We start from the raw sequence: 13548 nt of genomic DNA, 5'->3' as shown, positions 1-13548 counted from the left end.
TCCTCCCTAATAGGGAGGTTATTAAACTATGTCTCTATTTATTTCATTGTACTTTATTTTGAAGTAGTCAACAAGTATTAAGATTATAGAAAATACTGGAACTGATAAAATCATACCTAATACTCCGAAAACACCTCCACCTATTAATATTGATATCAAAACCAAAATTGGATTTAGCCCTGTTTTATCACCTATTAACTTAGGTGCTAAAATATTATTTTCAGCCCATTGCAACAGTACAAACAATATCGCAACCCAAAGAGCTTTAAATGGAGATACTATAAACGCAAATAGCACCGCTGGTACAAACCCCATAAAAGGTCCTACAAAAGGAATTATATCCGCTATCATGGTTATTATTCCTATTACAATTGCAAAGTCAACTCTCAATATCAATAGATATATCATTGTGAAGAAACCAACAAAAAATGCTAATAATAATCTTCCCTTAACAAAGTTTAAAAGCGCTTGGTTAATTCTCATTGATAAATATAGTATGTCTTCCTTATATTTTCTTGGCAAATTCTTTACGATACTATTCTTAAATTTATCTTTATCCACAGTAAAGTAAAAAGCAAAAATAAACATTAAGACTATTCTAAGTAGTTTTGAAAATACAACTCCAACACCACTACCTACATTCTTTAGATTGTCTACAACAGAATTTTGTAAATTGTTTAGTAATTTCATTACAGAATCTCTAAATCCATCTGCTATTTTCATTAAATCAAAAGATTGGTAAATTGTAGAAGAATTATCTTTGCTTAGGTTTTCTAATATTTTCCCAAAGTCAGTTCCCAACTTTTCAAATACCACAGGTATCCTCAACAAAAGATTCGTAATTTCTTGAACAGTCTTAGGAATTACAATAACCATCAATATCCCGAATATAAGAATTATACTTACATATACAATTAATACGCCGAATTTTCTCTTTATATTTTTAGTTTCTAAAAAAGTTACAATCGGATTTATAACAAATGCTATTACAGCACCAAAGAATATAGCCCATAAGGTATCTGCTACAACTCCAAATTTCCGCAAAATAATTCTAAATATATAAAGAACTATTATTCCAAGCAAAACATTTATAATAACTTTTAAATCTACTCTGATTCTCTTATCAGATTCAATATATACATTGCCTATGTTTATCAAGTAGTATATAGTCAAAAATAAGAGCAAAAGAATTAAAGTAGCCGTGCCTATTACTAAAAATTCAGGAGTTAAATTTACAACTCCCATATCTTGTAATTTCATAGTTTGCATATTCCACCTCTCTATCTTAGAGAATTTATACTCTCTATTATTATAGCAGAAGCTTGGCTTATTTGCTCTTGCGAATTTTCCTCGTTTAATGTAAGTCTTAAACTATTTTTAGATAGGGTATCATCTCTACCTATTACCTTTAATACATAAGATGGATTTATAGAGCCAGAATTACAAGCACTCCCTATTGATGCCATAACACCCTCCATATCCAAATTCATAAGTAAAATGTTTGAGTCAATCCCATCTATAGATACATTTATATTCCCAGGTAGCCTCTTCTCAATACTTCCGTTTAAATACACGCCATCTATTTTTAAAAGTTCTCTTAATAGATTGTCTCTTAAGTTTCTGATTTCTTTGTTTCTTTCAGCTACATTTTCTTGAGCTATTTCAACTGCCTTTGCAAACCCAACTATTCCAGCAACATTTTCAGTACCGGCTCTTTTATTTCGCTCTTGTGAACCACCATTTATAAGAGAATTTATCTTTGTGCCATCTTTGATGTAAAGAGCCCCAACTCCCTTAGGCCCATGTATCTTATGAGCTGAAAAACTCATCATATCAACATTTAATTTCTTTAAATCTATCTTTATAGCTCCTAGAGCTTGTACTGCATCTACATGGAATAAAGTATCCGTATTCTTAAGAATTTCTCCAATTTCTTCAATGGGTTGTATAGTTCCTATTTCATTGTTGGCATACATTACAGATACTAATGCTGTATCATCTCTTAGTTTTTCTTTTAAAGAGCCTATTTTTACTATTCCATCTTTATCTACGTCTAAAAATTCAATTTCGTAACCTTGACTTTTCATATAATCTAAGGTTTCTAAAACTGCTTCATGTTCAATCGGCGTCGAAATTATGTGTTTTGACTTTAATTTGCTGCCTTTTATAGCCCAATTATCAGCTTCAGAACCTCCAGATGTGAAAAATATTTCCTTACTTTTACAATTTAATTTTTTTGCAATTAAATCTCTCGATAAGGTTATGGCTTCTTTCGATTTTTTACCAATTGAATAAACGCTTGAAGCGTTGCCATAAAATTCTTTCAAATATGGCAACATCTCTTCAAGCACTTCATCACTAATTTTTGTAGTTGCAGCATTGTCTAAATAAATTTCCATAACTACTCCATATCCGCTAAAGTAAGCGAGTCTAAAACATTATCAAGTTTTTCTTGTAAAGTATCTAGTATGTTTTTAGTTGCACAAGAGTTTCCCTCGCAAGCTTTAATACCTCTACAATCTGAACTGCTCAAATTTTTACAAGAGATAGCTATATTCCCCTCAAGTGCATTCAAAATTTCACCAATCTTAGTTTCTTCAGGAGCCTTTTTTAGCTGATAGCCTCCTTTAGCACCTCTTGAACTCTTTACAAGATCATTTTTCTTTAATAATGTAAAAAGCTGTTCTAAATAAGCTTCTGACAAATTTTCTTCTCTGGCTATTTCACTTATAGATATAGGCCCCTTCCCATAGTTTATAGAAAGTCTGTGCATTGCCATAAGTCCATATCTACCCTTTGTAGAAAGCTTCATTTTATCACCTAGACCCTAAAACTCTTCTTTTCGATGTCTTTTTCAATCATTTCTTTTAAAGTATACCAAGGCAAAACAGCACACTTAACACGTGCAGGTAAATTTTGAATGCTTTCAAATGCTATTGCATCTTCCAAATCCTCCAAATCAGCTTCATCGGAAATTTCACCTTTTACCATAGCTATAAACTTATTGCTAAGCTCTAAAGCTTTTGGAGTGTCTAATCCCTTGATAGTATCTATCATTATTGAAGTAGATGCTTGAGATATAGCGCATCCGATTCCTGTGTAAGATGCATCTTCTATATTTTCATCTTTAACTCTAAGTTCAAGTGTTATTTCATCTCCACATGAAGGATTATGTCCTAATTCCACATGTGTAGGATTTTCAAGATGTCTTCTATTTCTTTTATTTCTGCTCTGTTCTAAAATAAGTTCGGTATATATATCATTAAGATTCAATTTGCAACATCCTCCTAACATCTTCTAAATGTTCAATAAAGTAGTCAATTTCTTCAAAAGTATTATAAAAAGCAAAAGATGCTCTACAAGAAAAATTATTCCCCAATTTTCTGTGTAATGGTTGAGCACAGTGGTGTCCACTTCTTATTGCTATTCCATAATTGTCTAATATAGATGCCACATCGTGTGGATGCGCTCCTATAAAATTGAAACTTATCAATGGACTTCTATCTTTTACAGGAGTTGTATAAACTTCTATAAAAGGTAGTGCTTTCATCTTTTCATAGCAATATGTTGTGAGTTCAGATTCGTACTCATAAATATTTTCTATGCCTATGTTCTCTATATACTCTATTGCAGTTTTTAGAGATTTAGCCCCGTCAACATTTACTGTGCCAGCTTCAAACCTTTGAGGCGATGGCATGTATGAACTTTTATCTTCATATACGTACTCTATCATCTCTCCACCATACATATATGGTGTCATAGAGTTTAGAAGTTCTTTTCTTCCGTATAAAACGCCTATTCCCATAGCCGAAACCATCTTATGCCCTGAAAATACTAAGAAATCACATCCAAGTTCTTGAACATCAACTTTATGGTGTGGTGCATATTGAGCCGCATCAACTACACAAGTGGCATTTGACTTAGCTTTGGCTTTTTTTATGAATTCTTTAACGCTGGGCATAGTTCCAACCACATTAGAAGCAGCAGTTATACTCAATAATTTAGTGTTTTCATTTAATTTACTTTCAAATTCCTCGTCTGTTATTTGCATTTCTTCATCAAGGTATAAATAGACAAGTTTAGCGCCTGTTTTCTTGGCTACATATTGCCAAGTTACTAAATTTGAATGGTGCTCCATAATTGAAATTAAAATTTCATCGCCGGCTTTTAAATTTTCCAAAGCCCAGCTATATGCTATTAAGTTAAGTCCTTCTGTAGCATTTCTAACAAACACTATCTCATTAGAAGACTTGGCATTTATGAACTCTCTTACCTTATCTCTAGCACCTTCATACACATCTGTAGATGCCATAGCAAAATGGTGTGCTCCTCTGTGTGGATTACCATTTTCATAATTATAATATTCTCCTAGAGAATCTATAACTTGTATTGGTTTTTGAGTTGTAGCTCCATTGTCAAAGTATACATACTTCTTATCCATCTTTAGATAGCCGAAGTCTTCTCTAATTTTTTCAACCTGTTCTCTAGTAAGCATATTATCTCCTAACTATTTCTTGAACTCTATCATTTATTAGATTTCTCAATTCATAATCTTCAATAGAGTCTATAGCTTTTGCAAATCTTGATAATACTATAAGAGACTCTGCTTGTTGTTGGTCAAGTCCTCTTGACATTAGATAAAATAATAAGTCAGTGTCTATTTTTCCAGCACTTGCTGCATGGTTTCCTTGAACATCATCTTCATGAGCCAATAGAACCGGTACAGACAAAGCTACAACATCATCAGATAATAAAGTTGCATATTCTTCTTCTGAACCTATAGCTCCGCTAGAACCTTCTTTGAAATCTAATGTTGATTTAAAGTTCTTATAACTTTCATCTCTAAGAGCCCCATTTACCATAATATCTGAATTTGATTTTTTAGCATGGTGATAGATATCATAGAATAGGTTCAATTCATTTTTATCATATCCAAAATAAATACTGTTTATATTTATATTTGAATCCTCACCAATTAAATTACTCTTTAAATTAGTGTATAGTTCAACGCTTCCTATTTCATATTGGAACAAGTTTAAAGTTGCGCTTTCATCAATATCTGTGATTATTGACTCGATAACTTTTTTATTTTCTTCTATTTGAACTATAAATAAATTCACCACTGAATTTTTTTCAAGCTTTAATCTTATAAGTGAACTTCTAAAATCAGATTTTGTCTTTTCATCATATCTTAAAACTAAGTTAAGCTTTGCTCCAGATTCAGCATAAATGTCTGTCAACTCAACTAGAGTTTCATTTGAATCGTAAGCGATGGTTTCATTTAAACTTTCACCACTTCCAACTCTTATTTCTTTATAGTAATTATAGTTATTTATATTTAGTTCTTTTATTTCTTTAGAAAAACCATAGTCAGATTTGAATTCTCTTTCCTTTGGTTCTCTCTTATCAGTTAAATTAACTGGTAATTCTAACTCAACTTGATTTACATTTGAAGAGTCAAATGTTCTAAAAGACAAGTTATTACCATATATCTTATTTCCCATTTTCTCCTCCTAGCCTATAGAGCCTTCAAGTTCTAAGTTTATCAAGTTATTCATTTCCACAGCATATTCCATAGGAAGTTCCTTTGCTATAGGTTCAGCAAATCCTCTTACTACCATAGCTTTAGCTTCAGATTCTGGAATACCTCTACTCATCAAATAGAATATAACTTGATCTGATATTCTTCCTATCTTTGCTTCGTGTCCTAAATCTACATGCTTATTTTTAATATCTATTACAGGTATTGTATCTGATCTAGACTCGCTATCAAGCATCAATGATTCACAAGATACAGAACTTTTAACATCATGAGCCTTTGGAGAAACACTTACCAATCCTCTATATACTGCAACTCCTCCAGACTTAGAAATTGATTTTGAGTTTACAGTTGATTTTGTGTGAGAAGCTGTATGGATTGCCTTAGCTCCTGTGTCTATATTTTGTCCCGCTCCCGCAAATGAGATACCTGTGTATTCACTGCTTGCATATTCTCCTCTTAAAACAGAAGTTGGGTACAACATAGATACTTTAGAACCGAAAGAACCTGAAACCCATTCAATTTTTCCATGAGCTTCTACCACAGCTCTCTTTGTGTTCAAGTTATACATATTTCTTGACCAGTTCTCTATTGTAGAATATCTAAGAGTTGCGTTTTTGCCGACAAACAACTCTACTCCACCGGCATGTAAGTTCAATACATTGTACTTAGGAGCTGAACATCCTTCTATAAAATGACAATATGCGTTGTCTTCGATAATTATAAGAGTGTGTTCAAATTGTCCCGCCCCTGGAGCATTAAGTCTGAAATAAGACTGTAATGGCACATCTACCTTTACACCTTCTGGCACGTAAACAAAACTACCACCAGACCATACAGCATAGTGAAGAGCTGCATACTTATGCAAAGTTGGAGTTATACATTTTTGGAAGTATTTTTTTACTATTTCAGGATATTCTCTAAGACCAGTTTCAAAATCAGTGTAGACTACACCTTGATCTAAAAGATATTTTTGAATGTTGTGATAAACAACCTCACTGTCATATTGTGCACCTACACCTGAAAGCAGAGCTTCTTTTTCAGCTTCAGGAATACCTAATTTGTCAAATGTATCTCTGATTTCATCCGGTACATTTTTCCAATCGTCAGTTAAATCAGCGTCCGGTCTGATGTAAGTTGTTACCTTTTGTATATCAACTTCGGATAAGTCAGGTCCCCAAGTAGGATTTTCTTGTGAGTTGAATATTTCCAAAGCCTTTAATCTATACTCAAGCATCCATTCTGGTTCATTTTTTTCGCTTGATATTTGTCTTATAATTTCTTCAGATAAACCTTGTTCAGTTTTTGATCTATATGAAAAAGAGTTTTTGATGTCATAGATTCCTCTATCCATTTCATCAATTTGAGTTTTCTTAGTAACCACTTACTTCACCTCTTCTCTTATCCAATTAAATCCTTTTTCTTCTATCTCATCTATTAAGCTTGCATCTGATTCCTTAACAATTTCACCATTTATAATTACATGCACATAATCAGGAACTACACTCTTAATAAGTTCTCTATGGTGAGTTATTATAATTACAGCATTATCTTCAGAAGCAAATCTTGCTATTCCTTCAGACACAACTCTTGTAGCATCTACGTCAAGTCCTGAGTCAGTTTCGTCCAAAATAGCTAGTTTAGGATTCAATATTAACATTTGAAGAATTTCATTCTTCTTCATCTCTCCGCCTGAGAATCCTTGGTTTAGATATCTTGAAGCATAAGACTCATCAAAGTCCAATTTGTCCATTTCATTTTTTAGTTCTTTTTTAAATTTTAAAATAGATATGTTTTCATCTTGAATAGTTGATTTAGCAGTTCTTATAAAGTTTTCAACAGTTATCCCGCTCACTTCCATTGGTGTTTGGAATGACATGAACATACCTTTTTTTGCTCTCTTATCAGTTGTTTGTTCAGTAACATCTTCACCATCTAAAAATATTTTTCCAGATGTAACTTGGTATTGAGGATTATTCATCAATACATTTGCAAGTGTTGACTTACCGGAACCATTTGGCCCCATAATTACATGGACTTCGCCATAGTTAACAGTTAAATTTATATTTTTAAGGATTTCCTTATCCTCTACGCCTGCGCTTAAATTTTCAATTCTTAAGAGTTCACGACTCATAATTTCCTCCTACAATATTTATTACAAACCCAATTCATAGTAAAACACTACGATTAATACTTTAAGATTATAACACATTTTTAAAAAAACTCATATAGAATTACTAGGATTTTAATATAAAACTGTATTTCTTCTGCTTTTGACAAAATAATAAGCTAAACGTATAATTAATTTGAGGTGTTATATGACTCGGTATTATTTCGAAGCAATGTCTGTAATTTTTTTATTTTTATCATTTGAATATACATTAATAGAAAATGCATACCTTAGCTTATCAAGTTTAAAACTAAAGCGATTGGAAGAAGATACTTCTGCAGATTTTGAACTTATAAAAAAATTGTATAATCATCCAAAACTATATTCTTCAATAATGTTTTGTGATTATTTTTCAAACATAATTGCAGCAGTATGTTTTGCAGTATTCTTATATGATTTTTACGGTTACATAGGTATTGTAATTTCTATTGTGATATCTCCAATATTGATAATAGTCATTGGAGAAACATGGCCTAAATCCATGGGTATACAAAAATATGATTTAGTTATAATTAAGAAATCTTCTTTTTTAAATATTTCTATCTCAATAGCAAAACCATTTCTATTTATAATAGAAAAGCTTTCAAATATCTTTATTAAAATAACTGGTGGCGATAAAGATTATAAAGAACCTTTAATAACTGAAGATGAACTTTTCGATGCAGTATCTTTGGGATATGAAGAAGGTATTTTAGATAAGAGTGAATCTTTAATTATAGAAAATGTTATGGATTTTAGAGGTAGTATTGCAAAAGATACTATGACTCCAAGAACTGACATAGTTGGAATTAGCATAAATTCCACTTACGATGAAATAGTCAATATAGTACAAAAAGAATCATTTTCTAGAATGCCTGTTTTTGGGGATGACTTAGACGATATATACGGCATACTTCATGTAAAGGACTTGCTAAAATTTGATTCCAGTTTTGTTTTGAAAGATAACTTAGATATATTAAAGCAACCATTCTATACATTTGAGTACAAACCTATCGGCCCTCTATTCAATGAAATGAGAGCAAAGAGAATTTCCGTTGCGATAGTAACTGATGAATATGGTGGTACAGAAGGTATGCTAACTATCGAAGACTTAATAGAAAAAATAGTCGGTTCTATTTCAGATGAGTTCGATGAAGACGAAGATGAAGAGCTAATTAAAATCGCTCCTAAGGAATATCTAATAGATGGCTCTATGAACTTAGAAGAATTAGATAGACTTTTAGATCTTACATTAAAAAGCGATGAAAATGATTCTATTGCCGGATTTTTAATTGAAAAGTTGGATAGATTCCCAACTAAAGGCGAAGTAATCTCCATTGACAATTTAAAATTTATAATCCATGAATGTTCTAAAAACAGAATAGAAAAATTGATACTCAAGATATAGACAAATCCCCTAAGCCAAATTGGTAGGGGATTTTTTAATTTATCTAATTTTATATATTTAATTGAATTCGTCTTCCATTTACGACTATTATTTCCTTTAATTCTAATATAGTCAAAAATCCATTAAGACTCGCAACGTCCATGCCCAAGTGTCTAACCAACTCATCTATTTCATTAGCACCTTGTTGTATACAATTCACAACTTCAAGTTCTTCTTTAGATAAATCAATTTCAATTTCTTTTTTCTTTTCTTTCTTAGGAAGCACAGCCAACAATTCATCTATGGAGCTAAAAATATTTGCACCATCTCTTATCAAAGCATTAGTTCCTTCTGAATAAATGCTGTTTATATTGCCCGGAACAGAAAATACTTCTTTTCCTTGTTCTGCTGCAACCCTTGCTGTTATAAGGCTTCCACTTTTAAGTCTAGCCTCAACCACCACTATAGCTAAACTCAGTCCTGAAATTATTCTATTTCTAAGTGGAAATCTATATGGTTTTGGAGGTGTACCTGGTGGATATTCAGAACACACCACACCATTTCCCATTATCTCAAAATATAAATTTGAATTAGCTTTTGGATATATTATGTCGATTCCACAACCAAGCACCGCTATTGTCCGCATATTATTTTTCAGAGCTCTTTTATGAGATAACGCATCTATTCCATAAGCCATTCCCGATACTATACTTGCTCCAACAGGCTTTAAATTATCTACCACATAGTCAACTACTACTTTCCCATAATCAGAATGGTTTCTTGAACCAACTATCCCAACACTTAAAAAGTCTTCCTCACAAAAATTGCCCTTTGTATAAAGTACTCTAGGGAAATTTTCTATATATCTAAGCCTATCAGGATAATCATCGTCTAAATAAGTTGAGATATTAATTTTTTCTTTTATGCAATATTCATTTAAAACTTTCAATCTGTCTCCATCAAAATTTGAAAGTTTATTTCTAACTGATTTAGGCAAATTTTTTTGAATACTTTTAGATGAAAATATTTCTGAAATATGTACATCATTTAAAGACAAATATTCTTCTATTTTTTCTATCTCAATATTTTCGATTCCAACTGAATTTAAATACAATATATAGTCTCTATATTCCATATTAACTCCAATATTTAACATCCATAGTTCTGTACCTTATAGCTTCTAAAATATCTGTGTCCTCTATATCTTTATGCCCTTCTAAATCCGCTATAGTCCTTGAAACTTTTAGTATCTTATTATATGTCCTAGCTGAAAAAACATATTTTTTAAAAGCCAAGTCCATAATTGCTTTAGACTTTTCATTTAAATGGCAAAATTTAGAAATCATGTTTTCTTTAATTTCTGAATTGCATTGAAAATCTAGTTTCCTATATCTCTCTTTTTGAATTTCTCTTGCTCGTTCAACTCTTTCTTTTATAGCAGCCGAACTCTCTGCTTTTATACTGTCGTTTGAAAGCTTATCATATTTTACTGCCGAAACTTCCACGTGGATATCTATTCTATCCAATAATGGATGTGAAATCTTTGATAGGTATCTATTTATTTCAGCTGCACTACAACTGCACGCATGGTCTTTTGAATTGTGAAATCCACAAGGACACGGATTCATAGCAGCTATCAAAATAATATTTGATGGATATGTCAAACTTGCATTTGCTCTAGCTATGGTGATTGTCTTGTCTTCTAACGGCTGTCTCAAAACTTCTATTACAGTCTTTTGGAACTCCGGTAGTTCATCTAAAAACAAAACTCCATTGTGAGATAAAGAAATTTCTCCCGGCTTTGGAATTCTTCCTCCACCTATTAAAGAAACCGCTGAAGCAGTATGGTGTGGCGCTCTAAAAGGAGGATTTGTTATGAGCTTAGAATCTTTAAGCATCCCAGCTATAGAATATATCTTAGTTACCTCAATAGATTCATCGAAATTCAAACTAGGCAAAATAGTTGGATACCTTTTAGCAGCCATACTCTTCCCACTACCAGGGTCTCCTACCATAAGCAGATTATGTTTCCCGGCAGCCGAAACTTCTAATGCTCTTTTAAGAAACTCTTGACCCTTCATATCCGAAAAATCTATATCATAAGTTTTTTCTTCTGTATGATACTCTTCGGTGTACCTTTCTATTTCTTCATCGCCATTTAAAAAATTTACTACTTCTCTTAAATTCTTTACAGGATAAATTTCAACATCTAAAACAACTGCACATTCTTCTCTATTTTCATAGGGTATTATAAATTTTTTAAATCCCTTTTCCCTCATGGAAATAATCATAGCCAGACAACCGTTTACCCTACTTATAGAACCGTCTAGTGACAGTTCTCCTATATATATATATTCTTCCGACAACTCAACAGATTGGTTGGCAGCTAATATAGACATAGCTATAGCTAAATCCATTTGCGAACCATCTTTTCTAAGGCTTGCTGGTTGTAAATTTATAGTGATCTTATTTAAAGGAAATTCCAAACCCTCATTTTTTATACCTGACCTAACTCGCTCTATAGATTCTTTTATGGACGCATCAGGTAAGCCCACTATTACAAACTTCGGCAAACTCCTCATCAAATCCGCTTCAACAGTCACTAAATTCCCTTCCAAACCCTGTAGTGAACAAGTCAATACCTTAGAATACATATTATCACCTCAGATTACTTCAAATGCATTTTCTATATGATTTATCTCACCAAATGAATAATATTCAATTACATCAAACCTAACTTGAAGATGCGTATAATTAAATCTCATTAGATAGTTCATCGCAGTCTGTATTATGTTGTGAATTTTTCTTTCGTCGACAGCTTCGAAAGCATTTCCAAAAGTCTTAGTTCTTCTGCTCTTAACTTCTACAAAGACTATTATATCTTCATACAAACATACAATATCTATCTCTGTTCCTATGGCTCTATAATTCCTATCTAATACTTTATAACCTTTTTTTAAAAGATAGTCCGTAGCCACTTGCTCGCCATAATCACCAAACTCTTTGTTATTCATTGTCATCCTATTAAATTTTTCAAAAATGTAACTCTGTGCATTGGAGTGTATCCAATTTCTTTTATAGCACTCCTATGTGCTGTTGTGCCATATCCTTTATTCTTCTTAATATTGTATCCTGGATATATTTCATCCCATGTATTACACAAGCTATCTCTATATACTTTTGCAACAATTGACGCACAAGCTATAGAATAGCACCTATCATCACCCTTGATTATTGAAACTTGTGCTATTTGAGTATCAATTTTTTCAGCATCTATTAAGAGTAAATCAGCATACACTTTTCTACTGGATTGGTCTCTCATGTTTTCAACTGCTTTTTCCATAGCTAAATGAGTGGCATTTTTTATATTTATCTCATCAATCTTCTTAGAGTCAACTCTACCTATTCCAACAGCTATACACTCTTCTAATATCTTTTCATAGAGACTTTCTCTCTTTTTGATAGATAATTTTTTAGAATCTGCCACACCTTCAATTCTGCTATCAGGCATTATAATTGCACATGCAAGTACATCTCCAAACAGGGAACCTCTCCCTACCTCATCTATTCCAACTATATTGGTATATCCTATTTTTTTATAGTCTTTTTCAAATTCTTCCATCGATTGTCTCCAATGTAATATTTCCTAATACTCCTTTTCTAAATTCATCAAGGATGATATTTGCAACTTTAGTGTAATCTATCTCTCCACCTCTTATAATTGCACCTCTCTTTTTACCTATTCTCTCCATTATTTCAATAGGTTCTCCATCCATGTCGATATTGTATCTATTTTGCAAAATATTTACATCAATAGTTATAAGTCTTTCAATCAATCTAAGAGCCAAGGTCTCTACGTCCATTATTTCGTCTTTAATAGCTCCTGTAAAAGCCAAATTTAAACCAACTGTTTGGTCTTCAAACTTAGGCCATAAAACTCCCGGAGTATCTAAAAGATGTAGTTTTGGATTTAATTTTATCCATTGATTTGTCTTTGTAACTCCTGGTCTATTTCCAACCTTAGCAGATTTTGTCTTTGAAATACCATTTATAAATGTAGATTTACCTGAATTCGGAATTCCAACTATCATAGCTCTTAGAGGACCCATGTTTACTCCTCTTTCTTCTTTCTTAGCTATTTCTTCTTGCATAAAGTTTAAAGACTCTCTCACTATTATTGATGAATTGGGTTTTGCCGCACTGTATAATATGGCTCTATTATTTTCATCAGATAATTTTTTCTTCCAAAGCTCATTTTGTTCCGCATTGGAAAGGTCTGTTTTATTTAATATAAGTAATCCTTTTCTGTTTTGTAAAACTTTACTAATTAAAGGATTCCTACTTGATATAGGGATCCTCGCATCTATTATTTCTATATAAAAGTCCACCAATTTAGACTTAGCTTGTATATCCTCTATAGTTTTCTTCATATGTCCTGGATACCAGTTTATGTTCAAAATATCACCTTCTCTT

The 13548-nt window shown here is 32.1% G+C and carries 14 protein-coding genes; 1 reads left to right on the top strand and 13 read right to left on the bottom strand.

Annotated elements, in window-relative coordinates:
* Nucleotides 1–21: 21 nt before the first annotated feature.
* From B8869_RS02595 to sufC, 8 genes are read right to left on the bottom strand one after another with little or no spacing between them, the layout of a single operon-like run.
* The gene (locus tag B8869_RS02595; RefSeq protein WP_084231043.1) at nucleotides 22–1260 is read right to left on the bottom strand and encodes an AI-2E family transporter; all 1239 of its coding nucleotides are present in this window, start codon (nucleotides 1258–1260) and stop codon (nucleotides 22–24) included.
* Nucleotides 1261–1280: 20 nt separating this feature from the next.
* Entirely contained in the window at nucleotides 1281–2399 is a 1119-nt protein-coding gene (locus tag B8869_RS02590; protein ID WP_084230184.1) for a cysteine desulfurase family protein, read from the bottom strand.
* Nucleotides 2400–2401: 2 nt separating this feature from the next.
* The gene (locus tag B8869_RS02585; protein WP_084230183.1) at nucleotides 2402–2812 is read right to left on the bottom strand and encodes an RrF2 family transcriptional regulator; all 411 of its coding nucleotides are present in this window, start codon (nucleotides 2810–2812) and stop codon (nucleotides 2402–2404) included.
* An 8-nt stretch (nucleotides 2813–2820) separates the two neighbouring features.
* A complete protein-coding gene (sufU, locus tag B8869_RS02580) occupies nucleotides 2821–3273 on the bottom strand; it encodes a Fe-S cluster assembly sulfur transfer protein SufU (protein ID WP_084230182.1) in 453 nt (150 codons plus the stop codon).
* The gene (locus tag B8869_RS02575) at nucleotides 3263–4495 is read right to left on the bottom strand and encodes an aminotransferase class V-fold PLP-dependent enzyme (RefSeq protein WP_084230181.1); all 1233 of its coding nucleotides are present in this window, start codon (nucleotides 4493–4495) and stop codon (nucleotides 3263–3265) included. Before B8869_RS02575 ends, sufU begins: the two co-directional genes overlap by 11 nt.
* Nucleotide 4496: 1 nt before the next feature.
* Nucleotides 4497–5504: a SufB/SufD family protein gene (locus B8869_RS02570; protein WP_084230180.1), complete on the bottom strand. Its 1008-nt coding sequence runs from the start codon at nucleotides 5502–5504 to the stop codon at nucleotides 4497–4499.
* Between the two features lie 9 nt (nucleotides 5505–5513).
* Nucleotides 5514–6893, bottom strand: a complete 1380-nt coding sequence (gene sufB / locus B8869_RS02565; RefSeq protein WP_084231042.1) for a Fe-S cluster assembly protein SufB — start codon at nucleotides 6891–6893, stop codon at nucleotides 5514–5516.
* 30 nt (nucleotides 6894–6923) lie between these two features.
* The gene (gene sufC, locus B8869_RS02560) at nucleotides 6924–7673 is read right to left on the bottom strand and encodes a Fe-S cluster assembly ATPase SufC (RefSeq protein ID WP_084230179.1); all 750 of its coding nucleotides are present in this window, start codon (nucleotides 7671–7673) and stop codon (nucleotides 6924–6926) included.
* A gap of 184 nt (nucleotides 7674–7857) precedes the next feature.
* Between sufC and B8869_RS02555 the strand changes: the two genes are divergently transcribed.
* Complete coding sequence (locus tag B8869_RS02555) at nucleotides 7858–9096, top strand: hemolysin family protein (protein WP_084230178.1); 1239 nt, start codon at nucleotides 7858–7860, stop codon at nucleotides 9094–9096.
* Between the two features lie 49 nt (nucleotides 9097–9145).
* Here B8869_RS02555 and dprA read toward each other — a convergent pair whose 3' ends face one another.
* Genes dprA through ylqF form a run of 5 tightly spaced genes read right to left on the bottom strand, consistent with a single transcriptional unit; the run spans nucleotide 9146 to nucleotide 13532 of the window.
* Nucleotides 9146–10210, bottom strand: coding sequence for a DNA-processing protein DprA (gene dprA / locus B8869_RS02550; protein ID WP_234989726.1), 1065 nt, complete (start codon nucleotides 10208–10210; stop codon nucleotides 9146–9148).
* A 1-nt stretch (nucleotide 10211) separates the two neighbouring features.
* Nucleotides 10212–11729 (bottom strand): YifB family Mg chelatase-like AAA ATPase, encoded by a 1518-nt coding sequence (locus tag B8869_RS02545; RefSeq protein WP_084230176.1) that lies wholly within the window; start codon nucleotides 11727–11729, stop codon nucleotides 10212–10214.
* Between the two features lie 9 nt (nucleotides 11730–11738).
* On the bottom strand, nucleotides 11739–12089 hold the full coding sequence (locus B8869_RS02540) for a YraN family protein (protein ID WP_144017962.1): 351 nt from the start codon (nucleotides 12087–12089) through the stop codon (nucleotides 11739–11741).
* A 2-nt stretch (nucleotides 12090–12091) separates the two neighbouring features.
* A complete protein-coding gene (locus tag B8869_RS02535) occupies nucleotides 12092–12697 on the bottom strand; it encodes a ribonuclease HII (protein ID WP_084230174.1) in 606 nt (201 codons plus the stop codon).
* Nucleotides 12684–13532, bottom strand: coding sequence for a ribosome biogenesis GTPase YlqF (gene ylqF / locus B8869_RS02530; protein WP_084231041.1), 849 nt, complete (start codon nucleotides 13530–13532; stop codon nucleotides 12684–12686). Before ylqF ends, B8869_RS02535 begins: the two co-directional genes overlap by 14 nt.
* Between the last annotated feature and the right edge of the window lie 16 nt (nucleotides 13533–13548).

Origin of the sequence: Peptoniphilus asaccharolyticus DSM 20463, from assembly GCF_900176115.1 — a bacterium.
GTDB classification, from domain to species: domain Bacteria; phylum Bacillota; class Clostridia; order Tissierellales; family Peptoniphilaceae; genus Peptoniphilus; species Peptoniphilus asaccharolyticus.
Note: the sequence above shows the minus strand (reverse complement) of the source record. Positions and strands in the feature narration are given on the sequence as shown.

Bases quoted from the DNA above. Each gene is read 5' to 3' on its own strand.
- B8869_RS02545 (WP_084230176.1), bottom strand. From the start codon at position 11,729: ATGTATTCTAAGGTATTGACTTGTTCACTACAGGGTTTGGAAGGGAAT.
- sufC (WP_084230179.1), bottom strand. From the start codon at position 7,673: ATGAGTCGTGAACTCTTAAGAATTGAAAATTTAAGCGCAGGCGTAGAG.
- B8869_RS02540 (WP_144017962.1), bottom strand. From the start codon at position 12,089: ATGAATAACAAAGAGTTTGGTGATTATGGCGAGCAAGTGGCTACGGAC.
- B8869_RS02535 (WP_084230174.1), bottom strand. From the start codon at position 12,697: ATGGAAGAATTTGAAAAAGACTATAAAAAAATAGGATATACCAATATA.
- B8869_RS02595 (WP_084231043.1), bottom strand. From the start codon at position 1,260: ATGAAATTACAAGATATGGGAGTTGTAAATTTAACTCCTGAATTTTTA.
- dprA (WP_234989726.1), bottom strand. From the start codon at position 10,210: ATGGAATATAGAGACTATATATTGTATTTAAATTCAGTTGGAATCGAA.
- B8869_RS02590 (WP_084230184.1), bottom strand. From the start codon at position 2,399: ATGGAAATTTATTTAGACAATGCTGCAACTACAAAAATTAGTGATGAA.
- sufB (WP_084231042.1), bottom strand. From the start codon at position 6,893: ATGGATAGAGGAATCTATGACATCAAAAACTCTTTTTCATATAGATCA.
- B8869_RS02570 (WP_084230180.1), bottom strand. From the start codon at position 5,504: ATGGGAAATAAGATATATGGTAATAACTTGTCTTTTAGAACATTTGAC.
- B8869_RS02555 (WP_084230178.1), top strand. From the start codon at position 7,858: ATGACTCGGTATTATTTCGAAGCAATGTCTGTAATTTTTTTATTTTTA.
- B8869_RS02585 (WP_084230183.1), bottom strand. From the start codon at position 2,812: ATGAAGCTTTCTACAAAGGGTAGATATGGACTTATGGCAATGCACAGA.
- B8869_RS02575 (WP_084230181.1), bottom strand. From the start codon at position 4,495: ATGCTTACTAGAGAACAGGTTGAAAAAATTAGAGAAGACTTCGGCTAT.